The 25,728-nt window shown below is 43.3% G+C and carries 17 protein-coding genes and 1 tRNA gene; 7 read left to right on the top strand and 11 right to left on the bottom strand.

All coding sequences use genetic code 11. From position 1 onward, the window contains the following. Positions 1-18: 18 nt before the first annotated feature. Genes ribF through WKT20_RS02330 form a run of 3 tightly spaced genes read right to left on the bottom strand, consistent with a single transcriptional unit; the run spans position 19 to position 4,199 of the window. Entirely contained in the window at positions 19-951 is a 933-nt protein-coding gene (gene ribF, locus WKT20_RS02320; protein ID WP_340416752.1) for a riboflavin biosynthesis protein RibF, read from the bottom strand. Next, the gene (locus tag WKT20_RS02325) at positions 952-1,575 is read right to left on the bottom strand and encodes an HAD family hydrolase (protein WP_117702050.1); all 624 of its coding nucleotides are present in this window, start codon (positions 1,573-1,575) and stop codon (positions 952-954) included. Further along, a complete protein-coding gene (locus tag WKT20_RS02330; RefSeq protein WP_117702051.1) occupies positions 1,572-4,199 on the bottom strand; it encodes a calcium-translocating P-type ATPase, PMCA-type in 2,628 nt (875 codons plus the stop codon). Before WKT20_RS02330 ends, WKT20_RS02325 begins: the two co-directional genes overlap by 4 nt. Positions 4,200-4,361: 162 nt before the next feature. Between WKT20_RS02330 and WKT20_RS02335 the strand changes: the two genes are divergently transcribed. Further along, positions 4,362-4,435 (top strand) — tRNA-Ile (locus tag WKT20_RS02335). A gap of 284 nt (positions 4,436-4,719) precedes the next feature. Here the strand turns inward: WKT20_RS02335 and WKT20_RS02340 are convergent. Beyond that, positions 4,720-5,619, bottom strand: a complete 900-nt coding sequence (locus WKT20_RS02340) for a helix-turn-helix domain-containing protein (RefSeq protein WP_004291636.1) — start codon at positions 5,617-5,619, stop codon at positions 4,720-4,722. Between the two features lie 129 nt (positions 5,620-5,748). Between WKT20_RS02340 and WKT20_RS02345 the strand changes: the two genes are divergently transcribed. After that, entirely contained in the window at positions 5,749-6,525 is a 777-nt protein-coding gene (locus tag WKT20_RS02345; RefSeq protein WP_039953527.1) for an MBL fold metallo-hydrolase, read from the top strand. 232 nt (positions 6,526-6,757) lie between these two features. Next, on the top strand, positions 6,758-7,633 hold the full coding sequence (locus WKT20_RS02350; RefSeq protein ID WP_014775428.1) for a radical SAM mobile pair protein B: 876 nt from the start codon (positions 6,758-6,760) through the stop codon (positions 7,631-7,633). 177 nt (positions 7,634-7,810) lie between these two features. Here the strand turns inward: WKT20_RS02350 and WKT20_RS02355 are convergent, their stop codons facing one another. Continuing rightward, the gene (locus WKT20_RS02355) at positions 7,811-9,442 is read right to left on the bottom strand and encodes a beta-N-acetylhexosaminidase (protein ID WP_340416753.1); all 1,632 of its coding nucleotides are present in this window, start codon (positions 9,440-9,442) and stop codon (positions 7,811-7,813) included. A gap of 245 nt (positions 9,443-9,687) precedes the next feature. Here WKT20_RS02355 and WKT20_RS02360 point away from each other — a divergent pair, with 245 nt between their 5' ends. Further along, positions 9,688-10,785: a transposase gene (locus WKT20_RS02360; RefSeq protein WP_340416754.1), complete on the top strand. Its 1,098-nt coding sequence runs from the start codon at positions 9,688-9,690 to the stop codon at positions 10,783-10,785. 149 nt (positions 10,786-10,934) lie between these two features. Here WKT20_RS02360 and WKT20_RS02365 read toward each other — a convergent pair whose 3' ends face one another. The 3 genes from WKT20_RS02365 to WKT20_RS02375 all read right to left on the bottom strand — a co-directional run bounded on the left by WKT20_RS02365 (position 10,935) and on the right by WKT20_RS02375 (position 17,838). Further along, complete coding sequence (locus WKT20_RS02365; RefSeq protein WP_340416755.1) at positions 10,935-12,794, bottom strand: alpha-L-fucosidase; 1,860 nt, start codon at positions 12,792-12,794, stop codon at positions 10,935-10,937. A 178-nt stretch (positions 12,795-12,972) separates the two neighbouring features. Then, a complete protein-coding gene (locus tag WKT20_RS02370; protein WP_340416756.1) occupies positions 12,973-14,646 on the bottom strand; it encodes a RagB/SusD family nutrient uptake outer membrane protein in 1,674 nt (557 codons plus the stop codon). Positions 14,647-14,664: 18 nt separating this feature from the next. Then, positions 14,665-17,838 (bottom strand): SusC/RagA family TonB-linked outer membrane protein, encoded by a 3,174-nt coding sequence (locus WKT20_RS02375; RefSeq protein WP_117748710.1) that lies wholly within the window; start codon positions 17,836-17,838, stop codon positions 14,665-14,667. Positions 17,839-18,329: 491 nt separating this feature from the next. On the opposite strand from WKT20_RS02375, the gene WKT20_RS02380 reads away from it, so the two are divergent. From WKT20_RS02380 to WKT20_RS02390, 3 genes are all read left to right on the top strand, one after another. After that, complete coding sequence (locus tag WKT20_RS02380) at positions 18,330-18,785, top strand: hypothetical protein (protein WP_340416757.1); 456 nt, start codon at positions 18,330-18,332, stop codon at positions 18,783-18,785. Beyond that, on the top strand, positions 18,757-19,194 hold the full coding sequence (locus tag WKT20_RS02385; protein ID WP_340416758.1) for a transposase: 438 nt from the start codon (positions 18,757-18,759) through the stop codon (positions 19,192-19,194). The genes WKT20_RS02380 and WKT20_RS02385 overlap by 29 nt, the downstream gene beginning before the upstream one ends. 230 nt (positions 19,195-19,424) lie before the next feature. Further along, a complete protein-coding gene (locus tag WKT20_RS02390) occupies positions 19,425-20,642 on the top strand; it encodes a transposase (protein ID WP_340416759.1) in 1,218 nt (405 codons plus the stop codon). Positions 20,643-20,919: 277 nt separating this feature from the next. Here the strand turns inward: WKT20_RS02390 and WKT20_RS02395 are convergent, their stop codons facing one another. From WKT20_RS02395 to fucP, 3 genes are all read right to left on the bottom strand, one after another. Further along, the gene (locus WKT20_RS02395; protein ID WP_340416760.1) at positions 20,920-23,145 is read right to left on the bottom strand and encodes a S9 family peptidase; all 2,226 of its coding nucleotides are present in this window, start codon (positions 23,143-23,145) and stop codon (positions 20,920-20,922) included. A 264-nt stretch (positions 23,146-23,409) separates the two neighbouring features. Continuing rightward, the gene (locus tag WKT20_RS02400; protein ID WP_117700985.1) at positions 23,410-24,426 is read right to left on the bottom strand and encodes a zinc-binding alcohol dehydrogenase family protein; all 1,017 of its coding nucleotides are present in this window, start codon (positions 24,424-24,426) and stop codon (positions 23,410-23,412) included. Between the two features lie 33 nt (positions 24,427-24,459). After that, complete coding sequence (gene fucP / locus WKT20_RS02405; protein WP_340416766.1) at positions 24,460-25,713, bottom strand: L-fucose:H+ symporter permease; 1,254 nt, start codon at positions 25,711-25,713, stop codon at positions 24,460-24,462. Positions 25,714-25,728: the final 15 nt, after the last annotated feature.

The raw sequence follows: 25,728 nt of genomic DNA on the forward strand, positions 1-25,728 counted from the left end.
CAAATGCTGCCAAATAGTTTATTCCTTTTGGTCTAAAAGTTTTTTTGCAACAATCTTATCTTTTTGCAATTGCAACGTCAACTCTTCCACATTTTCAAATTTTACTTCAGGACGTATATAGTATATAAACTCTACTTTTATGGTTTCCTGATAAATATCCTTTTCAAAATCCAGGATATGCACCTCCACAGTTATTGACTTGTCTCCATCGTGTACAGTCGGACAACTTCCAATGTTCAGCATTCCCTCGTACCGTTTTCCTCCTAAATAGACATATACCGCATACACTCCCAATGCAGGTAATAGTTTATCTGCGCACAAAGGCTGAATATTGGCTGTAGGGAAGCCCAAAGTACGCCCTACCTTACGACCGTCAACCACCGTTCCGGTCAAATAATAATGATAACCTAGATAAGAATTTGCCAATTCTATCTTTCCCTCACACAAGCAAGAACGAATCAAGGTAGAACTGACAGAAACTCCATCTTCCGTTAAGGCCTTAGATTGCATCACTCGCATACCAAATTCTTTCCCATATTGGCAATACTCCTGAAAACCTTCATTCTTACTATGACCAAAATGATGGTCATGGCCTACAAAAAGAGTCTGCACATGATATTCTTCATGCAGAACCTTCATAAATTCACGAGCAGATAGCAGCGACAACTCCTTTGTGAAAGGCAACAACACGCAATACTCTATCGGTGACTGTTCAAAACATTCTATTTTCTGGGAAAGACACGTGAGCAGCCGAGGACGAAAACTAGTATCCAAAACCTGCCGAGGATGATTAGCAAAAGTTATCAAACAAGAAGCGATACCTTCTGCCTTGGCAATATTATGAACTTGCTCAAGCAAATATTGATGTCCTCTATGTACTCCATCAAAACAGCCTATCGTCGCTACACATGGGGGAAGACTTATACTTGCAGAACCTGTAACTATTTCCATTTATTTACTTATGAAATTTTGAAGTTGTATTTCCAGATTATCTCCTGGAACATAGTGAAAAACTTTAATCCCTAATAAAGAAGCTGCCTGACAATTATCTTTGGAATCATCTACAAAAAGAGTTTCTTCTGCTTTAATCCCTGCCTCTTTCAATACGGTCCGAAAAATTTCAGCATCAGGCTTTGCTAAATGCATCTGATATGAAAGAAACACTCGCGTAAAGCAACCAAGCATCTGCATTCCTTTATAAACGAACTTATCAGCACAATGCTCCCAATGCAAATCATTTGTATTACTTAATAAATACAATTTATAGTTCTCTTGAAGTTTCAATAACAATTCGAACTTATAATCTGGAATATCTTTCAACATAGCATTCCATATCTGATCTATCTCCTCACCCGGAAGTTCACGCCCCACTTCTTTGCAAATACGATCCCGAAACTGGTCCGTAGTCAGTGTGCCACACTCATACTCCTTAAAGAAGCCTTTTTCATTCGTTCCGGTCATCCACTGACGCACTTCACGCAGTCCAACTTCCTCCAAACGATCCATACAACGGTTAACATCCAAGTCAAGGAGCACACCGCCTAAATCAAATATAATATTTTTAATCCGGTTCATTTTTTCATCATCCGTTTAACTCCTCGCCAAATCTCACCAATCCAAAGTACCACAGAAGTACCGGCTATGATATAAGCCCATTCCAATGCAGGCAAAGGCTCTGTACGGAAGACCTTGCCACCAAAAGTAACAATAATGAACTGACCAACCAGAATAATCAATGCCACTCCTAACATACCCATCGCATGACCGGCATCTTTAAAGATTGAATGATTCGTACCAAATACGCTGGCATTAAACAGGTTCCAAAACTGCAGCATGACAAAAATCGTAAAGAAGACAGTCAGATGATGCACATCCATACCGCCAGGCATGTTCTTAAAGAAAGCCAGCAGCCCCATCAGTACAATCAAGAATCCGGCACCCACACCGAATATATTGTTCCGCATGGCAGGAGATATGATAAAATCAGTACGCTTGCGAGGTTTTTCATTCATTACATCCATGCTCGGTGCAATAGACGCCAACGCCATTGCTGCAAATGTATCCATAATCAGGTTCACCCACAGCATTTGAGTAACCGTCAGCGGAAGCTCCGTACCTAAAAAGGCACCCAGCAACACGCTCAGCAAAGCTACTACATTGATGGTCAGCTGGAACACAATAAAGCGCTGGATATTCTTATACAACGAACGTCCCCACATCACTGCAGTAGCAATGCTATGGAAGGAGTCATCCAACAACGTAATATCGCTGGCCTCTTTCGCCACAGAAGTACCTGTTCCCATTGACAAACCCACCTGTGCATGATTCAATGCCGGTGCGTCATTTGTTCCGTCACCAGTCACTGCTACTACTTCACCTTTTTGCTGAAGCAACTGTACCAGACGTTGCTTATCCATCGGACGTGCACGGCTCATCACCTTCAAATCGACCACTCTTTCCAAAGCTTCTTCATCGCTCAAGGCAGCAAACTCCACTCCGGTAATGCGGTTCCGTTCCGTATCTTCCGATGTCCACAGCCCGATTTGTCGTGCGATTTCAGTTGCTGTGCCCGGAGTATCTCCCGTTACAATCTTCACACGGATACCAGCCGACTGACATTTCTTCACCGCATCAGGCACATCCGGACGAATCGGGTCACTGATAGCGAAAATTCCCATAAATGTCAATCCGCCTTCTTTCACCAGTTCCGCACAATCCGTATTGCTATTTTCAGGTATCACCTTATAAGCCACTCCCAATGTACGCATAGCCTGATTCTGGTAAGCCAAAAGCTGTTCATTATATTGCTTAATCCGGTTTCCTTCCAGATTACATTTTCCCATCACTATCTCAGGAGCCCCCTTCACATAAAGTACACGTGCGTTCAAGACAGAAGACTCGACCAGCGTAGCCATGTATTTTCTTTCCGTAGAAAAAGTAAGCTGATTTACCGTCTTTGCCTGATTTCTCAATGAAATGTAATCCATTCCCTGTTCATTCAGCCAAAGCAAAAGAGCCACCTCCGTAGGGTTTCCTACTCCGGACGGCTTACCTTCTCCTTCTTTTTCTTCCAGGAAAGCGGTAGAGTTTGTCGCTATGCCTTCTGCTATCAGGTTCTTCTGAGATTCATCCAACTGCGCATCATACACCTGCATCAGGTTCTGTGTCAGTGTACCTGTCTTATCTGTACAAATCACCGTAATGGCTCCCATTGTTTCGCATGCATGCATCTTACGAACCAGATTGTTCGTTTTCAGCATACGACGCATGTTCAATGCCAGACTCAAGGTCACACTCATAGGCAATCCTTCCGGTACCGCTACCACAATCAAGGTGACAGCCATCATAAAATACTTCAACACGATACGTGCTATTTCAAGCCACTGATGCCAGTCGGTCACAGCCGTCACGCTCAAATACGCATACAAATCTTTCGCTGTAAAGATTACGAAAGTCAATATGGCAATTGTAAAACCAACCTTTCCTATCAGATTAGCCAATTTGGTCAATTGTAAATTCAACGGAGTCTGTTCCTGACTTTGTTCTGTAGCCTGCCGAGCTACCTTACCTATTTCTGTAGCATCCCCTACTCTTTCTACGCACATCACTCCGTGACCATCCGTTACTGTCGTTCCACGCATTACGGAATTGGACGGATAAGTAGCTTCTTCATCAAAATGAGCCTCATCCGTGGTTTTATTCACCATCAACTCACCAGTTAGGCTTGATTCATTTACTTGTAATGACACTGCTTCCAGTAATACCCCGTCTGCCGGAATTTCATCACCGGTATTCAATATCACCACATCCCCTACGACAATATCTTTTTTAGGAATCTCATGTACTTTACCATTACGAATTACCATTACCGGAGTCTCCTCTCCTACGGCATTCAACAAATCAAATTTCTTATTGGCATCATATTCAAAATAGAATCCAATGCCGGTAGCCAAGAAAATAGCAAAAAATATACCGATTGTCTCTGCATATTCACTTTCAATAATTGAAATTAGCAAAGAAAAAGCTGCTGCAACAAGTAGCACTTTAATAACCGGGTCCTGAAACTTCTCCAGATACAGTTTCCAGATTGACGGACGTTTGGGAGGAGTCAACAGATTCACCCCATATTTTTGACGACTTTGAAGAACTTCTTGATCAGTTAACCCCTTAAAACGAGAATCTTGTGTATTGTGTGACATACGCCTGATAATTAATTATTAATGTCGACAAAAATACAACATATATTGCAAGCATCTGTCCCATTAGTTTTTTTTATCATTTTTTTCTAGCTAGATATTGCAGATTTCAACTCAAACCATTACTTTTGCAACGCATTTCCAAACTAATTCTTTTGGAATACCGGACTTGTAGCTCAGTTGGTTAGAGCAACAGACTCATAATCTGGAGGTCCCTGGTTCAAGCCCAGGCTGGTCCACACTAATAATCAAGCACTTACAGAGTTTCTGTAGGTGCTTTTTCTTTTACGGGTGACCTTCAGGTGACCTTTTTGATCCGAAACTCTGCAATAGTGACCTTCTGAAATTGCATGGGATTGCAGAGAATTTTTATAGATTTTTATCCTATGGTGAACTTGACACTGCGGAATGTGATGCACATTTTAGGCTGAAATAGGATTTCCCACTAAGCATATTTGTAAGTCGTTGAAAACATCTTTGGTATGGGAATGGCCAATCTGCAAGCTTTCCAGTCTGTCCGTTTTCATTCGTATATTCCATTTTGGTAGTCGCGCAAATATTGCGTAAAAGTTTTTCCAGTTTCACGTTTAAAGAAACGCATCAGATGACTCGGGTCGGAGAAATGAAACTCTTCGGCCAGCTGGTTCACGTTTCGGTTAGCAAACAGTAACTCATTCTTCAATTCTTCCAACAGACGCTGCTTGAGCAGATGATTGGCAGATACGCCGAATTGACTCATCACGGAACTGTTTAACGTAATACGGCTCACACGGAGCATATCCGCATATTCCTGCACCCGCTGTTTCGTACGGATATTCTTTTCCAGCAAGTCCTTAAACTGGAATGCGTAATTGTTTTTAGGTACATCAATCGGTAAATGATAAGTGGCGGCATACGCCCGGTTGATAATAACCAATAAGTAGTAAAGCACAGATACAATGAGATTATAAGTATCGGCAACAGGATGCAGAAGCTCCTGCTTTATGATTCCTAAAAGACGAATATACTCCGCCATGCTTTCCGGCGAAGCAAACAGATAGGGAGGCGTGTCGGTCTGATAATAATACAGCAAACGGTACACAAAAAACTTGTCCGCTATGAATGTGCGCATAAAATCCTCGCGGAATATAAGAAAAGAGTAATCTAATTCTGCTTCATCCACGTGCCATTCCTGCTGCTGATGCGGCGAGAGGAGCAATACCATATTGGCATGCAATTCAAATTTGCGGAAATTCAGCAGCAGATACCCATTGGCCTTACGAAAAAAATAGAAGCTAAAAAAATCTGTTTTAAACACCCGGTTTTCCGTCAGGACACCACATACATCGCTACTGTAGCCTGAGTTGATATAAAAGTCCACACCACAGCGTGTCTTGCTAAATGGAACGCTGACCAGACGTTCGGGGTTGACGATTTTATCCATAGATTTCGTTTTTTGGGCAAATATACTATTTTTTATTTATCAAAATGGCATATACTCCTGTTTTTAAGGCATAATGCATCCGATTTTTTTTACCGAACTTTGCGGCTGTAATCAATACAATAAATTATGATGGAAGAAAAAGTAACAATTCGATTGATCCGTAATGCAACATTGCGAATTCATTATGCAGGAAAAGAGATACTTGTTGACCCCATGCTTGCAGGAAAAGGCACTTTACAGTCGGCTCTAGGTGTGTATAAGACCCCAAGAGTACACCTCACGATGCCGATGAATGAAATTGCGGACGGCCTGGATATGGTATTGTTGACACACAACCATATTGACCATTACGACCCGACAGTGAAACAGCATTTAGCGAAGAACATCCTGTTCCTGACACAACCGCAAGATAAAGAGAGTATTACACAGGATGGTTTTACAAATGTAGAAAGCATTGAAAAAGATAAAGCTATTGGAAATTTAACCATTCATCGCATCCAAGGACACCATGGCTTCGGAAAGATTGGAGAAATGATGGGACCGGTATCAGGCTATGTACTTACTGCACACGGTTTCCCTACTATTTATATAATGAGTGACTGTAAATGGGAAGACTGTATCCGTCAGGCCATTGAACAATTTTCTCCAGATTACATCATAGTGAACAGTGGAGGTGCAATTTTTCCTGAATTTTCTCAAACAGAAGGTTCTATCATTCCAGATGAGCAAGAAGTTATGACAATGCTCGATGAACTTCCCGCCCACATCAAACTAATAGCAGTCCACATGGAAGCTACCGATCATGGGCAGACTACACGCGCAATTCTGCGTAACGAAGCCATGCATCACAAAATAGAAATGAGTCGCCTGATTATTCCAGAAGATGGAGAAACAATAATATTATGAGCGACTTCTCTGATTGGGAAACAGCCTGAAAAGAGGGTTACGAATGGATTGTTATAGGAACGGAAACAGGCAAAAGGAAAGGGAAAGTAGATGCCAATCCTGAATGAGTACGTCATATTGTAGAACAGGCGAAAAGAAATCATATTTTGGTATTTATGAAAGAATACCTTTTACCTATAATGGGAGAATACCGAATGATTCAAGAACTACCAAAACAATTTATAGAAAAAATATGGAAAAGGAAATAATCAGAGAAATAGATGTACAGAATGTCATGACTAAATCCTCATTACCAGTAGGGGGCTTCTCTGTCAATCCTTATGTAGGTTGTCCTCATGCTTGTAAGTACTGCTATGCTTCATTCATGAAACGTTTTACAGGGCATACAGAGCCTTGGGGTACGTTTCTGGATGTAAAGCACTGGAAACCTATTGATAATCCGCATAAATATGATGGACAACGGATTGTTATCGGTTCTGTAACAGACGGATACCATCCGTATGAAGAAGATTTTTGCAGAACCCGTAAACTGCTGGAAGAGTTAAAAGGCACTAATGCTGAAATCATGATTTGTACTAAGTCAGATTTAGTTTTGCGTGATCTTGATTTACTTAAAGGCTTTCAGAAAGTGACAGTATCTTGGTCAGTTAACACACTCGATGAACAGTTCAGATGTGATATGGATCGTGCCGTAAGCATTGAGCGAAGACTTAAAGCCATGAAACAGATCTATAATGCAGGCATACGCACCGTGTGTTTTATTTCACCGATTTTTCCAGGAATTACAGATGTGAAAGCTATCGTTAATCGGGTAAAAGATTATGCAGATTTGATATGGCTGGAAAATCTGAATCTTCGTGGACAATTTAAGAGAGACATCATGGGGTATATACGGGAAAAGCATCCGGAGCTTGTAGCCTTGTATGATGATACCTACAACAAGAAACGAAAAGATTACTGGCAGGTCTTGGAACAGGAAGTAGCTGCGTTTGCTCAAGCGGAAGGTTATCCTTATCGTATAAACGATTTACCATACGGGCGTTCTCAAAAAGGAAAACCTGTTATAGTAAACTATTTCTATCATGAAAAAATTAGGCTAAAAAAATAGGATCATTTGATTGATTTGATAAATTTACTGATAGCCTGTCTTGTCATTTGTTTGAAAAAACGCATCATGTGGTTAGGCTCAAAGAAATGCAAACGATAAGCCGTCTCTTTAACTGGATTCCTAATTCAAATATAACAATACTCACGGCTCATGCTATTTTTATTAGCAAACTATTTTTTAATTACAAACATAGGAACTAAAAATCTCAAATGGTACGCGGAAACTGATACCGTCTTTCATCATCTGATAAAGATTCGGGCAAATACGCTGCTTGAATGAATCCCACGTACGGTGCTCCATCTGTGTCCAGGCAGCTTCTGCCAATGCCAATCCACGCGGATAGGCCATATATGTTACCCTATTGAAATCTTTAATAGCTTCTGACCACAGCGTACCCAACACACCTTTGATATGTTTTTCACCGAATTTACCCCCATAAGCAGGATCAAACTCATAAGTTTTTTCCAAAGTAGTAATAGGCATCCCCCAGTTATTGTATTCGGGTAAATCTCCTTTGTATTGCGGATAGTCCAGATAAGCATATTCACCGGGAGCCATAATCAAGGGATTTCCGCTCTTTTGAGTCAGTTCATGGCACAGAGGAGTTAACCCGGCGCGCCAACTTACCAGCGTTACATCCTTTGGATAATTGAATAAGTAAGAATCGGCCGGCATCCATAGATTGTTCAGTTCACACCACAAAATAGGTTCTTTTTTAAGTTCACGAACAGTAGTCAGAATTTTACCGAAGAAATGGTTCATTAAATCACTTGATTTCTGATATCTCAGTTTCTCTTTCAAAGCCTGACAAGAAGAACATTTTTCCCAATTCTTTTCTATCACAGCTTCATCACCGCCCAAATGAATACTGGGTGACGGGAATAAAGCGGCCACTTCGGTCAGAATATCGCGATAAATTTCATAGCCGCATTCGTTGCTGGCACACATCATCACATCAGTCGTCTTTCCTATTTTCACCTCTACGGTATCGAGACGTTGGCACAACATTTCAGGGAATACTGCCAGCACAGCCGCTGTATGCCCCGGGATATCCAGTTCCGGAATAATTTCAACATGACGTTCGGCTGCATAGTCAATGATATCTTTCAGCTGTTCCTGCGTGTAAAAACCATTATCGGGTCCCTGGTCTCCCCCCTTTTCATCACGGAAAGCACCGACCTTAGTGAGTTGTGGATATTTCTTTATTTCAATACGCCATCCCTGATCATCGGTAAGATGCAGCTGTAGCACATTGTATTTGTAACGGACCATCAAGTCGATAAAACGCTTTACATCACTCACCGGCAAGAAATGACGGGCCACATCCAGCATGAAACCACGGAATGCAAAACGCGGACCGTCTTCCAACACCACCGGAGCTATGCGATTATGAGCGGTATTTTCAGCATCCCCCAGCAAGAGTTGCGCCAACGTCTGAATACCATAAAACACCCCTTTACTCGATTCGGCACTGATTTCAATCCTCTTAGGTTGCACTTGCAGTTGGTAGTGTTCCAAAGACTCATTCTGTCCTTCCGCTTTCAGATAAATGTGTTTACCTTTCACCCCACCGGTTTGAATGTTCAGTTCCAATCCCATCTGAGCCTTGAATACACGCTGAAGCTCTTCCGCTTCAAATTGCAACGAAGCATCGGTGATTACAATCTGAGTCTTTTCAGTCACCACAAAAGCTTTTCCTTCTTGAGGTTCAATGTAGTTCGGCATCGGAACCAAAGCTGAAAGATTCTGTTGGGCAGAAAGACAGCCCATCCACATTAAACAAATAGATAATATCGTCAATATTTTCATATCAATTTACAATATAACAATACTTCGGTAAATTTTTACCGAAAAATTAAAAGTTAAACAATAAAACCGGCAAAAGTCGGTTCGGAAACACTAAAGAGGTCATTGAAATGTTGTCAAAAACGAATGGTTAAGCATGAAGAAATGTGCTGAAAAAAAGAGAGCTAACCTGCTGATAATAAAGGTAAAAAAGTATTGCATAATTCGTTGGTTTTTAGCAAATTAGAAGTCTCTGAACTCTTCTGATTATGACTAAAGAAACACTCCTTATGCAATACCAATCCGAGTGCCTGTCGGCTCTCAAATCAGTAGCGAATATACACAAACCTTTTGAAAAAGCATTCATGGACACCATGAAATTATTCATGGCCATCCCAGATCGTATAAACTTCCTCCAATTGGGCAGATATGGCTGTTTCTCAGAACAGACTTATCGTAACCTTTTTGAGCATGAAACTTTCGACTGGTTTGCGTTCAACGGCTCTATCATCAGCAAGCATCTCACAGGCAAAAGAAAAGCCATCGCCATCGACAACCATGAATGCATGACTTTAGGTTCCATTCAGACACCGGATTGTAAGACCTTGGATAATATGGACAAGAACCTCGTTGACTGGTACAGCAGCTATCTTATCAGCAGAAAAGACAAGCTACAGAGCCTGTCCAGAACGGTGGTTGCAGACGCATTCTTTTCCAGGGAAACATTCATAACACCTATGTGTGAGAACGATTTCCATGTCATCAGCCGCTTTCGGAATGACGTAATCCTGTACTATCCGACATTGGAAAAGAAAACAGGAAAACGTGGTCATCCCAAGTGGTTTGACGGCAGGATTGACTTTGCCAATCTGGATTTGACCCGGTGCAAGGAATACGAGGTGAACAAAGGAAAGCTATACGGATTGAGGGTATATGCAAAAGCTCTCAAAAGGTATGTTTCCTTAGCCATCTGGTATCCGATGGACGGAAGAACAGACAAGTGGCAGCTTTACTTCTCTACAGACGATTCCATGGATGGACATGAGGTGCTGGATTATTACAGAACCAGGTTCCAACTGGAATTTTGCTTTAGAGATGGCAAGCAGCATGCAGGAATCACCAACTGCCAGGGGGCCGACTTCAGGAAGTTGGATTTTCACTTCAATGCATCGCTTGCTGCTGTCAACTTGGCCAAAGCGGCATGTAAGAGGCTCGGAATAACCTATTCCATATCCTCCTGCAAGTCTTTCATACACAATGCTTATATGCTTGAACGATTTATTTGCATGTTTGGGATTAGCCCAGACCCGCAAGTTATTGACAAACTTTTCAAAGAACTCATTTTATTTACTGCCAGAGCCGCTTAGGCGTGGCGAATTTTTAACGAACTATTGATTATTATACATGTCTGGAAAAAAGTACAGTATTAAATATCATACAGAAAAAGCAGCAGTTAAATAATCCCACGCTCATAAATCGGGTAACATTTGCCATACTTTATAGCTTATTTGTGTGTTTATTTAAGCAGTACTCCCACTTCGCCAACGGCTGTTGCCGCCTTACTGTTTATTTCGGCAACAGGCTCCAGTTTGAAATAACGGGCCGGATAAATTTTGCCGAAGCGTACAAAGTAAGGGACAGGGTTGTGCATGATATTGCTGAATTCACCTGTGGTGTCGCATTTCATCCATTCCTTCCCGTTCCGGCTGACATAAAAGTTATATTTATAAATGGTTCCGGTCAGATCTTCCTTTCGTGCAGGAGTATAACTGAAGCCGGCTATTTCCACATCCTTACCCATGTCAACCACCAAAGAAGTCAGAGTATCGGTTTTCCATACGGTTTCCTGCTTGCCGTCAATAGCTGCTGTTGCATCCATGCCCACTGTTTTCCAATCATCTACCGGAATGTCGCTCAGGGATACTTTAATTGTATTGTCGATTAATGGTTCGGCATAGTATAAACCAATGTTGCTGATGTTGGCATCTCCACGGGTACCGGTGACAGTCACTCTGACCTTTTCCGCATGGCTGTCCGAGAAAGTAAGCAACCGTTTGTATCCCACTGTGGTTCCCTTGCCTGCATGATGCCATGCGCCATTGCTAAACACTTCCACCGTGAAACCTTCCACACGCTGGCCTTTTGTGATATCTTCTTGAATCAGAAAAGTATTGACCAGTGCATTCTTTCTGACTTTGTATTCTTTGGTATCGCCCACTTGGGCTGTCCATGCTGTTTTTCCCTTCTCAACTTTATTGTCGGCAAAGGTCTTCTTGATGTATTCAGCCAGCTCTTTGATACGTTTTACATCATTCTCGTGTATCAAGCCACGCTTGTCGGGTGGAATATTCAATAATAAAACAGAGTTGCAGCCTACGGAGTGATAATAGATGTTCACCAAATTGGCCAGTGAACGTACCAGTGTGTCCTGTTCGGCATGATAGAACCATCCCGGGCGGATAGATACATCCACTTCCGACGGATACCAAAACAAGTGCGATGCTTTAGACATTAATTCACGGCTTCCCAAATCCTTGGACATGGCATTTATGTCCAACCTCTTATAGATTTCATCAGAACCCGGATAAGAATTAGGCATCAAAGCTGTTGCACTCCATTCCGTGGCCCGTCCCAATCCGCCTTCGTTGCCCACCCAGCGTACATCATCACCCATAATGGCTGTCACGGCTTTCGGCTGCAGTCGGCGGATGGTTTTCAAGATGGCATCCCAATCATAAATCTGCTTCTTGCCGTTGGGACCTTCTCCATTCGCACCGTCAAACCAAACTTCGTGCACTTCACCGTAATTGGTCAGAAGCTCGGTGAGCTGTTCGATAAAGAATTTATTGTATGCGGGAGAATCGCCATAACATTCGGCATTACGATCCCATGGAGACAGGTAAACACCAAACTTGATGCCGTACTTGTCGCAGGCATCGCGCAACTCACGGACAACGTCTCCTTTGCCATTCTTCCACGGAGAATTGGCCACAGAATGTTTGGTTGTCTTAGTAGGCCAAAGGCAGAAACCATCATGGTGCTTGGCCGTAATAATCGCCATTTTGAAACCGCCTTCTTTCAGTGAACGCACCCATTGTTCGCAATCCAGCTCGGTGGGATTGAAGACAGCAGGGTCTTCTTTTCCGCTTCCCCATTCATTGCCGGTAAACGTATTGATGCCAAAATGCAGGAAAGCGGTAAACTCCATTTGTTGCCATGCCAACTGTTGCGGAGTGGGCACCAGGCGGGAAGCCATATCCACTTTCTGTTCCAAAGTCGCCCCGACGGGGAAGGTCACTTGTTTCTCATAGTACTCCTGAGCTTGTGCACCTAAAAAGGCGCAAACCAAGGCTGCGGTTAAGATTATCTTTCTCATTGTTATAAAATATTTGATAGAATACTGACATACTTGAATTTATCTGTTTTGAGGGATTTTACTCACCAATGCCGTGACCGGGCTGACAAAATGAAGAGAGACCACCGGTACATATATTTGCCCATGGCGGTCTCCTTGTCAATCTAAATCACAGCTTGTAAATCCGTTGTCACTACATTTACCATCCCGGATTCTGTGGTAACAATTGCGGATTTCTCTGAAGTTCTCCAGTCGGAATCGGATAAAGGTACATCTTGTCTTCCCAAGTACGGCTTTTTCCTGCCTGATATGAAAGGTCGGGATTTGTGTAGTTGGGATATACAATGGCCAGATTACCGTCTGGTTTTCTTTTCCCCACATAAGTCAGCACATTATTGAGCACTTTACCGGCTTTCCAACGTTTCAGATCATTGAATCTGAAGCCTTCTCCTGCCAACTCAATGCAGCGTTCACGACGGATCTCTTGCAAAATAGGACTCAGACTGTATCCCCAGTCCGGCCATTTGGGATCGGTAAAGCCTACATTTACTGTCAGGTGAGGCATTCCAACACGGTCTCTTAATTGGTTGATAGTTCTATCCAAATCCGCATCGGTAATGGTATTCAATTCCGCTTTTGCTTCCGCATTGATCAGCAGGGTTTCTGCATAACGGTAAGCGATGCCATCGAAGGAGCTTTTCATATACAACGCCTGTGAGTATATGGGATTGAATCCTTTGATAGGTCTGTATCCTGTGAAACAGTGCTGGGTGATAAACTCATCCTCATTCACCACAAAAGTAAAGTCCTTCAGGTCATCTGTCACGTTTGTCGGAAAATCATTGGTGAGGATCAGCTGTTTCAGACGGGGGTCACGGTTGGCCGTTTCCTTTCTCATTGTTTCATCGCCTAAATATTTATTACTTAGTGAAATGGGAAGCCCGTCCGAACAAAGGAAGCTTTCTACAAAACTTTTGGAGAAACCGCATCCGGCCTCACGTCCTGCAGCTGCCATGTTGTGTTCACGTATGTTCGTCTTATAATCCACGTAGAGGACAGCCTCTTTCAGGTCGCTCTTGTCGTCTATGCGGTACATATTGAAATAGTCTTCTTGTGGATGGCCCGTATTATAGATTTCATATCTTCCTGATGTGATAAGCTTGTCACTTTCAGTTGCAGCCATTTGCAACCACTTTTCTGCTTCTGAGGCATACTCCAATTCATCATGGTATTTATAATGGGTACCTTCATTCAGGCAGAATCGTGCCTTTACGTGTCTGGCTATGTCCTTATTCAGACGGTTGGCTTCTTCACTACCCGCTTCCGGCAGCCATTGGATGGCGAAATCCAGGTCTTCGATGATTTTTTGGAACACTTGGTTTCTCTTCATCTTCGGACCGTACAGTTCCTCGCTGTCCACATTCAGGTCAACTTCCAGCCAGGGCACGTCTCCCAAAAGCTGAATCTTGTTGAAATATTCCAGTGCACGGAAGAAACGCATTTCGGCTACATAAATATTGACATCCGCTTCGGCAGCCTGCACACTCTGATAATGTGTCATGAAATAATTGATGTTTCGAATGTTCTGCCAGTTTGATTTTTGCCATACGCCACCTTCTGTAGGTACAACATATTGTCCCCATAGGAAAGAATTGATATTGTTAGGGACCTGGATGTCACTGTCCGTGTCATCCAAAACACTGACTCCTCCCGGTATCAGGCCATAAAAGGCATTGGCATAGGATTTCAGGTCATTGACAGATACCCAAAAACTCTGGTCGTTCAAATTTTGCGGACCTCTTTCCAAAAAAGAGTCATTACAGCCTGTCAGAGACAGGGCAGCCGCCATATAAAGTATATATTTCAGTTTCATAAAAGTTTTGTGTTAAGATTAGAATACAACATTAAGTCCCAAAGCCAGCGATTTCTGCTGTGGATACTTGTATGGATCGTCCAGTTCCGGGTCAAATCCTTCCGGAGTATGCTTGAAAGTCAGCAGGTTCTCTCCGGTGAAATATACGCGGCATTTCTGTATTCCCCATTGTTTGGTCAGGGAAACAGGCAGGGTATATCCGAAAGACAATGATTTGAGACGCAGGTAGGATGCGTCAAGCAGATAGCGTGTCTGGTTTTGACCTAAAGCCTGGCTACCGTTGAAACGTGCCACCGGAAGCCAGCCCCCTGCATTGTCTTCACGCCAGTAATCGTTACCTACAGCTGTAGGAACCTGCCACATGCTTCCGTATTGCCATTTAAAAGTATGGGGAAGCATCAGGTCACGTTTCCCGACACCCTGGAAGAATATTCCTAGATCAAAGCCCTTCCAGTCCGCCGAGATATTGAATCCGTAACGGTAACGCGCCTTGTTGTTACCGATAATCTTCATGTCACCCGGATTATCAACTGTGTTCTCTCCATTATCCACGACACCGTTACCGTCAATATCCATAAATCTGATATCACCGGGAACCTTGCTGATTCCGCCATCCAGCTTGGATTGGTCAGGGGCCGAAGTTATCTCATCCGATGACTGGAACAGGGTGGATTCGTATCCCCAAATATCACCGACTATTTGTCCTTCATAATATGGAGAAGACAATGACTTGGTCGGATTGTCATATTTGGTGATTTCTGCTTGGGTGTCAGAAAGATTGAATCCCACACTGTAATGCAGTCCGTTGTCCAGCTGGTCATTCCAGGTCAATGCCAGTTCCCAACCGCGTGTTACCATATCGGCGGCATTCTCCAAGGGCTCACTCATACCTAGGATATTAGGCAATATTCTACCCGGTCCCAACATATCGGTCGTTTTACGCTGGTAATAGTCGAATGTACCTTTCAAACGGTTCTGCAGGATGACAAAATCAAGTCCCAAGTCCCATTGGGTAACCTTTTCCCAGGTAACGGTATTGCTTACAAGACCACCTGGCAATACGTATTGGGGCTGTTTTCCCCCCATGATATATCCCAAGGTACCAGTTCCGTAATTGGACAGGTAAGCGTACCACCCATTATCCAAAGCCTGGTTTGCCAGACTACCGTAAGAGGCTCTTATCTTCAATTCATCAAAAAATCCGTTAGTGGGTTGTTTGAACCAGCTCTCTTCCGATAATTTCCATCCCAGAGAGAAGGAAGGACTAAATACGGAACGGTCATCTTTCGGGAATTTGGACGACAAGTCATAACGACCGTTCACCTCCAGCAGATAACGGTCTGCAAAACTGTAGTTTACACGGAAGAAACCGCTTCTTGTGGCCCAACTGTCATCCGAGTTCCCCACATATTTCTCTCCGGTAGCAGCGTTCATTGAGGGAAGGTCATTGGAGATAAGCTCATCCCGGCTTGCCGAGAAGCCACGGGTATGCTTGGTTTCCTGATTGTAACCAGCCATTACTTTGAAGTAATGTTTACCCAAAGTTAGTTCATAGTCACCGAACAGGTTGAAAGCGTTGTATGTGTCATTGGCCTGGCTTTCTGATACGTCGCTTGGTTTGGAGTGTTGGAAAACCTGTAAGAATTTGCCATCTATACCATATTCGTTGAATGTTTTTCTGTGTACCTTGTTATGTTCGGCATAATAGTTGAACGTATAGTCCATGTTGATTGTCAGTCCTTTTAATGGGGTAAGCTTCACGGCAAGGGTGTTCCAGAAATCATTTTTTGTGGTCTTACGTGAACCCATCTCATCCAGAACTGCGGCAAAATTGGTGTAGTTACCTTGACCTGACCAGTTACCATCAGGATGTTTTACAGGCATGAGAGGTTGTGTGTCGTTACCGATCCATGACTCTCCGTGTACGGCATCCTGGGCAAGTCCGTCCAGTTCGGTACGGATGTAACTTGTCTTCATGGAGACGTGCAGCCAGTTATTGATATCATAATTGATATTGTTTACCATATTGAACTTACGGAAGCCCTCATCCCCATAACGCATCAGTGATCCCTGGTCTATATAGCCCACCGAAGTATAATAAGTGGCCTTGTCACTACCGCCGTTGATGTTTACATTGTATTTTTGGACAGGGTAACTTTTTTTGTACATCTCCTTCATCCAGTCCGTGTTTCCACAATAGGCATATTTACCGGCCTGGCAATTTCCATATTGCCAGCTACTTGGGTCTTTTGCCACAAAGACCGGAAGATTGTTGACCGGATCATAGAAATAAGCTTCTATGTGTTCCATCTCCTCCTGGCTGAAAAGATCACGACCGCTGGTTGTATTGTTTGCAGCGTTCATCCAGTGCGCATATTCCATAGAGTTCATGTATTCCGGACGGGTTGTCGGGCTGTTGAATGAAACAGATGCATCGAATGACACTTGTGTAGGCATATTCTTGCGACCACTCTTGGTTGTGATAAGGATAACGCCATAAGCGGCACGAGCTCCATAGATAGAGGCAGAAGCTGCATCCTTCAATACTGATACGCTTGCCACATCTTGCGGATTGATCAGATTCGGGTCCATCTGTACTCCGTCGACCAAAACCAGCGGGCTACCACCATTGATGGATGTTTCACCGCGGACATTGAAGCTTGAGCCTTTTCCCGGCTGTCCGCTGGTGGTGATGTTCAAATTAGGAATTGTTCCTTGCAAACCTTGTCCCAAATTGACGATGGGACGGTCTGCCAGCACTTTGTCATCGACGGCAGAAACCGCACCGGTCAGATTGGCTTTCTTGACAGTCGCATAACCTACAACAACAACCTCATCCAGGGTCTTGCTGTCCTCTTTCAGCGCGATTTTTAAAGGTTTTCCCTCCCATACGATTTCAGAGTCTACATAACCAACATATGAAACGACAATGACATCACCTTTCTTGACATTTGGGATACTGAAATCTCCGTCCAGTCCCGTTATTGTTCCGTTTGTTGTTCCTTTGACAACGACAGATGCGCCGATGACGGTCTCACCGTTCTGATCTACAACCACCCCCGTGCAAGTATTGTCTTGTTGTACAGAATACATTTCTACAGCCGCTGCATGGGGTACGGCCTGCACATATCCGGTAGAAAAGCCGGATAAAAGTAACATAGCACTTACTAGCTTTAGACGCTCTTTTTTCATAGCTTTAATATTAAAAATGTGTTTTATGACAATTCATCTGTGATTTTTATTTTGGCTTTAAGGGAAGTCCCTAATTATAAAATATTAAATCAATAAGTTAATGAATTCCCTCTTTTTTTAAATGTTCTTTTATTTTTGGATGTAAAAGTACTAATATTATTTTAAAATGCAATGCAACGTTTATAAGATTTTTCAGCAAAAAATATCGTTTACGCAAACGGTTGAGTTAATTCTTACATTTATACGAGCGAGATGAAATTTATCTGGCAATAACCTGAATTATCATGACTTTGGAGGAGATAGGGATAAGTTATTAATGCGAATCAGCAGTTGAAAACATCTTCTGATTCTTGATTTAAAAGTTTGTAATTCAGTTAATTATCTCATTATTTTGTAACCTCCCTGAAAATCAGTAAATTAGAAGAATAAAACCACTCATTTTTCTAATTATGATTCCCAAGGAGAAAAACTTAATACTAATAGGTTTGTATATGTATATCTGTGATGTCCATAAGTCTTCTCTGCGTTTCCACTGCCAGAGATTCAGTAACAATTCCAATCCCGAGTTTACGGATGAGGAGGTTCTTACCATCTATCTGTTCTGCGGGTACTGCCAGAGATACTTCAACATCAAGGAGATACATACCTTCGCTAAGGAGTATCTGTCATCATGGTTTCCAAAATTGCCGTCTTATCAAACGTTCTGCGTACGCCTAAATATGCTTTCAGAAACATTTAAGGTGCTGGTGGAAACCATGATACAATCATTCAAGCCCAAGGATTGCAACTCCATTATATCCATTGTCAATTCTATGCCGATAGTGACCTGTAAAGGGAAAAACCGAGAGGGGAAAGTAGCTACGGAGATAACATCAAAAGGGTATTGCTCCACTAAGAACATGTACTACTATGTATGGCATGAAACTGCATATGGTAGGACAGCGTAGGGAGGGAACCTTACCTTTTCCGGAAATGATAACTCTGACACCGGCTTCGGACAACGACCTGACCGTATTCAAAAGCGAATGCGTGCCATACCTATCCGGAAAGAAGGTGCTTGCAGACAAAATTTGCAGCGATTTCTCTTTCTTTAATGAGAGCAATCCGGTTAAAGTGCTTACTCCGCATAAAGAGATTAAAGGGGAACCGGAAGTTCTCAAACAGAGGGAGAAAGCTGCAAGAGACCTTTTCTCGCAAGCCGTTTCAAAAGTCAGACAACCTATCGAATCCTTTTTCAACTGGCTGAATGAAAAAACAGAAATTCAAAGAGCATCTAAAGTAAGAGCTACCAAAGGGCTGTTGGTACATACCTTTGGAAAGTTGGCTATTGCTCTACTTACATTTGTTAATTTTTAATTTTTGAATCAGAAAGCCAACTGCTGATTCGCATTAAAAGTTAAACAATAGAACCGGAAAAAGCTGGTTCGGAAACACTAAAGAGGTCATTGAAATGTTGTCAAAAACGAATGGTTAAGCATGAAGAAATGTGCTGAAAAAAGAGAGCTAACCTGCTGATAATAAAGGAAGAAAGTGTTGCATAATTCGTTATTTCTTAGTAAATTAGAAGTCTCTGAACTCTTCTGATTATGACTAAAGAAACACTCCTTATGCAATACCAATCCGAGTGCCTGTCGGCTCTCAAATCAGTAGCGAATATACACAAACCTTTTGAAAAAGCATTCATGGACACCATGAAATTATTCATGGCCATCCCAGATCGTATAAACTTCCTCCAATTGGGCAGATATGGCTGTTTCTCAGAACAGACTTATCGTAACCTTTTTGAGCATGAAACTTTCGACTGGTTTGCGTTCAACGGCTCTATCATCAGCAAGCATCTCACAGGCAAAAGAAAAGCCATCGCCATGGATCCTTCCTGTATCCCCAAATCAGGCAAGAAGACACCTCGGATAGGTTACTTCTGGTCTGGTTGTGCAGGAGAATACAAGCGTGGATTGGAAATCATGGGCATCGGTGTCATAGACATCGACAACCATGAATGCATGACTTTAGGTTCCATTCAGACGCCGGATTGTAAGACCTTGGATAATATGGACAAGAACCTCGTTGACTGGTACAGCAGCTATCTTATCAGCAGAAAAGACAAGCTACAGAGCCTGTCCAGAACGGTGGTTGCAGACGCATTCTTTTCCAAGGAAACATTCATAACACCTATGTGTGAGAACGATTTCCATGTCATCAGCCGCTTTCGGAATGACGTAATCCTGTACTATCCGACATTGGAAAAGAAAACAGGAAAACGTGGTCATCCCAAGTGGTTTGACGGCAGGATTGACTTTGCCAATCTGGATTTGACCCGGTGCAAGGAATACGAGGTGAACAAAGGAAAGCTATACGGATTGAGGGTATATGCAAAAGCTCTCAAAAGGTATGTTTCCTTAGCCATCTGGTATCCGATGGACGGAAGAACAGACAAGTGGCGGCTTTACTTCTCTACAGACGATTCCATGGATGGACATGAGGTGCTGGATTATTACAAAACCAGGTTCCAACTGGAATTTTGCTTTAGAGATGGCAAGCAGCATGCAGGAATCACCAGCTGCCAGTCTACCGACTTCAGGAAATTGGATTTTCACTTCAATGCATCGCTTGCTGCTGTCAACTTGGCCAAAGCGGCATGTAAGAGGCTCGGAATAACCTATTCCATATCCTCCTGCAAGTCTTTCATACACAATGCTTATATGCTTGAACGATTTATTTGCGTGTTCGGGATTAACCCAGACATGCAAGTTATTGACAAACTTTTCAAAGAACTCATTTTATTTACTGCCAGAGCCGCTTAGGCGTGGCGAATTTTTAACGAACTATTGTCTTTTTATTCTTTTTAAGGCACTTGTTTCACTATTGTTTCACTTGTTAAACAATACATTATGCCGACAATCAAACTCGAAATAGTAAAAATCTAAAGGCTATCAAATAACACTTTTTTCACCTCATAGAATTGAGATTGACTTAAACCAACAAGAATCAAGGTAAAAACCTGAAAAATTCACTAATAATTCAGATTATCGTCCAAGAAGAAAGGCCAACCTCAGAATTGAGGTCAGCCTTTCTTATCGTTTATCGTCCTCCCGCCGGAAGATTTTTCAAGAAATAATCTGTCATAGACTTGCGAAGGTGATATGTGGTACCTTCCCTCTCACTGATGGAATGTGAACGCATGGGATAGGATAACTGATAAAAGACCTTACCGTGCTTCACCAGTTCATTCACCAGCATCTCACAGCTCTGGTAATGCACATTGTCGTCACCCGTACCATGAATAAGCAGCAGGTTACCCTTCAGTCCCTCTACATAAGTAATAGGAGAACCCTTACGATAACCCTCCGGATTAGCCTGAGGTGTATTCATGTAACGTTCCTGATAAATCGTATCATATAGCCGCTGGTCGGACACGAAAGCAATAGCTATACCCGTGCAAAACACATCCGGATAGCGGAACATGCAGTTCAACGTCTGGCTGCCTCCCCCACTCCAGCCCGTAATACCAATACGGGAAGTATCAATAAAGGAATACTGACGGGCCAAATCAAGAATTCCCTGTGCCTGATCTTGCGAAGCAAACGTTCCAACTTCTCCATAGATACACTTTCTCCATTCCCGTCCGCGGGGAGCCGCAGCCCCACGGTTCTCGATGCTGACTACAATATATCCCTGATTAGCCAGGTACTGATGCCACAGATCGCCTCCCTGCCATACATCCTGCACCGTAGAACCTGCAGGTTCACCATATACATCGATGATTACCGGATATTTCTTCGACGGCTCAAAATTAACGGGCTTGATCATCCATGCATCCAGTTGCAGCTCGCCAGAACGAGTCTTGACAAACTCCTTCGGACTCAACTGAAGTTGCCGGTACTGCGACGCAGCTTTCTGGTTATCTTCAATGACTGACACCGTTTTATGAGAAGGCAAAGCCACCATCTCTATCCGGGGAGGAGTCACGGAATTACTAAACGTATGTACCGCATATTTCCCGTCGGGAGACAAATCATACCGATGCTGTCCCTGCTCATCCATCGGACTGAGACGTTTCACCTCACCTTTTCCCAATAACTCGGCAGAATAAAGATACCGTTGAGTATAATTATCGGGTGAAGCAATGAAATAGACGAGACCTTTCTTCACGTCCATGCCCACCTGTTCGATAAAGTCGAACTCCCCTTTGGTAATGGGCTGAATGTCCTTTCCATCACGACTTACGCGGTAAAGATGACGCCAGCCGCTTCGTTCACTCTGCCATGTAAAGTAAGTATTATTCTTCAGCCAGGTCACCTGGTCGTTCGTTTCCACCCATGCGGCATCTGTTTCTGTCAGGATATTCTTCGGAGCACCGCCTCCGATGGTAGCAATCCACACTGTGTTCGTATTCTGTGGACGGTTCATCTGCTGGATAAACAAATCATTGCTTTCCGGTATAAAATCCATTCGCATGATATAATTCTGACGAGGGTCACCAGGCAGATCAATCCATGTGGTTTCTCCACCGGAAGCAGCTACGTACCCCACCTTAACTGCCGAATTCGTGGTTCCGGCTTTCGGATAAGGAAAACGAAGGATTTTCGGATAAAGTGAATCGACATTGTTGATGATGTCAAACCATCCGGTACCTTCCGTATCGCTCTGCCAGTAGGCTATGTACTTGCCATCGGGACTCCAGCGAAATCCGTCACGGCAGGAAAATTCTTCTTCATATACCCAATCGAATGTACCGTTCACAATTGTACTGCTTCCATCATGTGTTAACTGTACAACCTTCCCGTCGGAAACATACTCTACATAGATATTATTCCCACTGACATAAGCCACACGCGTACCATCGGGCGAGAACTTGGCAAACATCAGACTACTTTCAGGCAACTGAGCTCCTAATTGCCTCAACTTGCCCGTTTCCATGTTCAATACCCAATAGTCTCCGCGCGTATCATACCTCCAGACACGCCGTGTATTGGTATACACCAGAACCTGCTTATGTGAGGTGTCAAAACTAAAACTACGGACAGACAACGTGTCGGAAGTACCCGGCTTTACGAACATGGAAGCCGAAATAAGTACCTCACGCTTGTTTTTACCGGCCGTATACGAAACGATATCGTATCCCCCAGCCGGATTTTTCTCTTTCTTTGAATAACTGTTCCCCTCTGAAAGCCAGTTTACCCGGCTTTCGCCCTTCGTGACAATCAGACCTCCGTTCACCACTTCCTCCAAGGTTGGCACGTGCTGTGCATAGGATGGAAAGGCGGTCAAACAACACAGAACTAAAAAGATGCTTTTTGTGTTCATCTACGCATTAATTTATGGTTGATTAAAATAAACTTGTAAGATATGCCAAAAGTACAACTTTTCAATACACAAACGGAACAATCTGACATAAAAAAACGTACTTATGTCTCAAAAGAAACACAAGTACGTTTCAACCAAAACTCTTTGGCGTTTAAAACAAAACTCTTTTATGTTTTGACACAAACGCCCTGACGTTTTTTTATCACATCAGCGGAGCATAAACAAACGCCTGAAATTACGCAATCATTTCCAGCGTAAACTTTCTTAGAATTTCACTAAAATACGGAATACTTTGCCCGGATTCGCCGCCCAACCTTCCATTGCTTCCGATGCATTTTCAGGAGATACAACGCTCGATATCAACTGCTCCACCGGACAATTTCCTGTTTTCATGTAGTGTATTACGGCGTGGAAATCAGCTGGCAATGCATTTCGGGAACCACGTATATCCAATTCCTTCTGCACAAAGTATTTTGTCTGAAACTCTACCCCACTCTTAGCATAACCAATGCAAACCACACGCCCTGTAAAGCTGACCTCATCGACCGCCATCACGTAAGTAGCCGGACTACCTACCGCCTCGATAACCACATCGGCTCCTATTCCATTGGAATATTCCAGCATACGCTCGTGCACATTCTCCGTACGCGAATTGATGACATACGCAGCTCCTACCTTACGTGCCAGTGCCAGCTTTTCATCATCCAAATCTACGGCAATTACGGTAGCCCCGCGCAAAGCCGCACGCACAATGGCTCCCATACCGACCATACCGCAACCTATCACCATCACCACTTCATTGTCAATCACCTGCGCACGTGATACCGCATGAAAACCCACACTCATTGGTTCAATCAAGGCGCAGTCACGGGAAGAAATGCCTTCAGCCGGAATAACTTTCGACCAAGGAAGTACCGCATATTCACACATTACCCCATTACGCTGTACGCCCAACGTCTCATTGTGTTCACAGGCATTGACCCGTCCATTCCGGCACGAAGCACATTTCCCGCAATTCGTATAAGGATTCAACGTCACATTCATGCCCTTCTTAAAACTCTCCGGTACGCCCGGTCCTACGGTTTCTATCACCGCCCCAACCTCATGCCCCGGAATAACCGGCATTTTCACCATCGGGTTCCGCCCCAGATAAGTATTCAGGTCAGAACCACAGAAACCTACATATTCAATCTTTACCAATATTTCCCCAGCCTTCAGTTCAGGCTTCTCAATCTCTACGACTGCCATTTTCTGGGGAGCTGCAATTTGAACCGCTTTCATTTTCTTATTATTTTTATTTTCAGATGTACAATCTCAATCCAATACTTTGTATCCTCTCCACCCGTAATAAGCACAGAACAAAAAACAAACCATCGGAACCACATACGCCAGATGATACATTTGTTCATTAACGTGCATCAGATAAGCCGTAAACTGGGGCAGGCAAGCATTACCCACTATTGACATCACCAGAAAAGCAGAGCCACTTTTCGTCTGACTGCCCAAATCTTTCAATGCCAACGAGAACTGGGTAGGATACATGATGGACATGAAGAACGAGATGCCCAGCATGGCATACAGACCAATCCAGCCTCCACACACAGCAACTATGGCACAAAGCAGGATATTCACCAATGCATAAACCAGCAACATATCTTGCGGACGGAAACGAATCATCAGTCCGGTACCAATCCATCGTCCAAGCAGGAAGGCCAGCATATACAAGCCGAAATAGGTAGTAGCTTCCGACTCCGAAATACCGGCATACAAACAGCAATAGACTAAAAACAGACTGTTGATAGCTGTCTGTCCGCCATTATAAAAAAACTGTGCAATGACGCCCCACCGCAGATGCGACCGCTTCCATACACTGAAATCAATCAGTTTCTCCTTAGAAGTGCCCCGCTGCCCTTCATCTCCAATCTTAGGCAACCTGAAGAAAATAAAGATTCCCGCAATGACCAGCAGCAATACCGCCAATGCCAGATAAGGAGTTTTCATAGCATCCGTCTCAAACTGGATATAGGCTTCCCATCCGCCCGGATAATCCGCCGGAAGCGTTTCACGCGTATAGTGTGTGCCACTCAATATCAGTTTACTCAGAAACATGGCTGCAATAAAAGCTCCCAACCCATTAAATGACTGCGCCAGATTCAAACGTTGAGGAGCTGTAGCTGCATCACCTAAAGCAGTTACGTACGGATTGGCTGCTGTTTCCAAGAAACACATCCCGGTAGCGATAACAAAGAAGATGCACAGATAAGCCCAATATTCTTTCAGCATGGCAGCCGGAAAGAATAACAGACCACCTGCTGCCGCCAACACCAAGCCAAAGATGATACCAGCTTTATAGCTATACCGCTTCATGAACATGGCTATCGGAATCGGGAAAATAAAATACGCCAGCCAGTAAGCGGTTTCCGTAAAAGACGCTTCAAAGGTATTCAGCTCGCAGGTCTTCATCAACTGCCGAATCATGGTAGGCAACAGGTTACTGCTAATAGCCCACAAAAAGAACAGGCTGAAAACCAGTGCAAGCGGTAATTTATAGCTATTATTGTTTTTCATCATTTCCCCATTTGT

It is taken from the genome of Phocaeicola sp. ICN-14070 (assembly GCF_037892625.1).
Lineage (GTDB): Bacteria > Bacteroidota > Bacteroidia > Bacteroidales > Bacteroidaceae > Phocaeicola > Phocaeicola plebeius.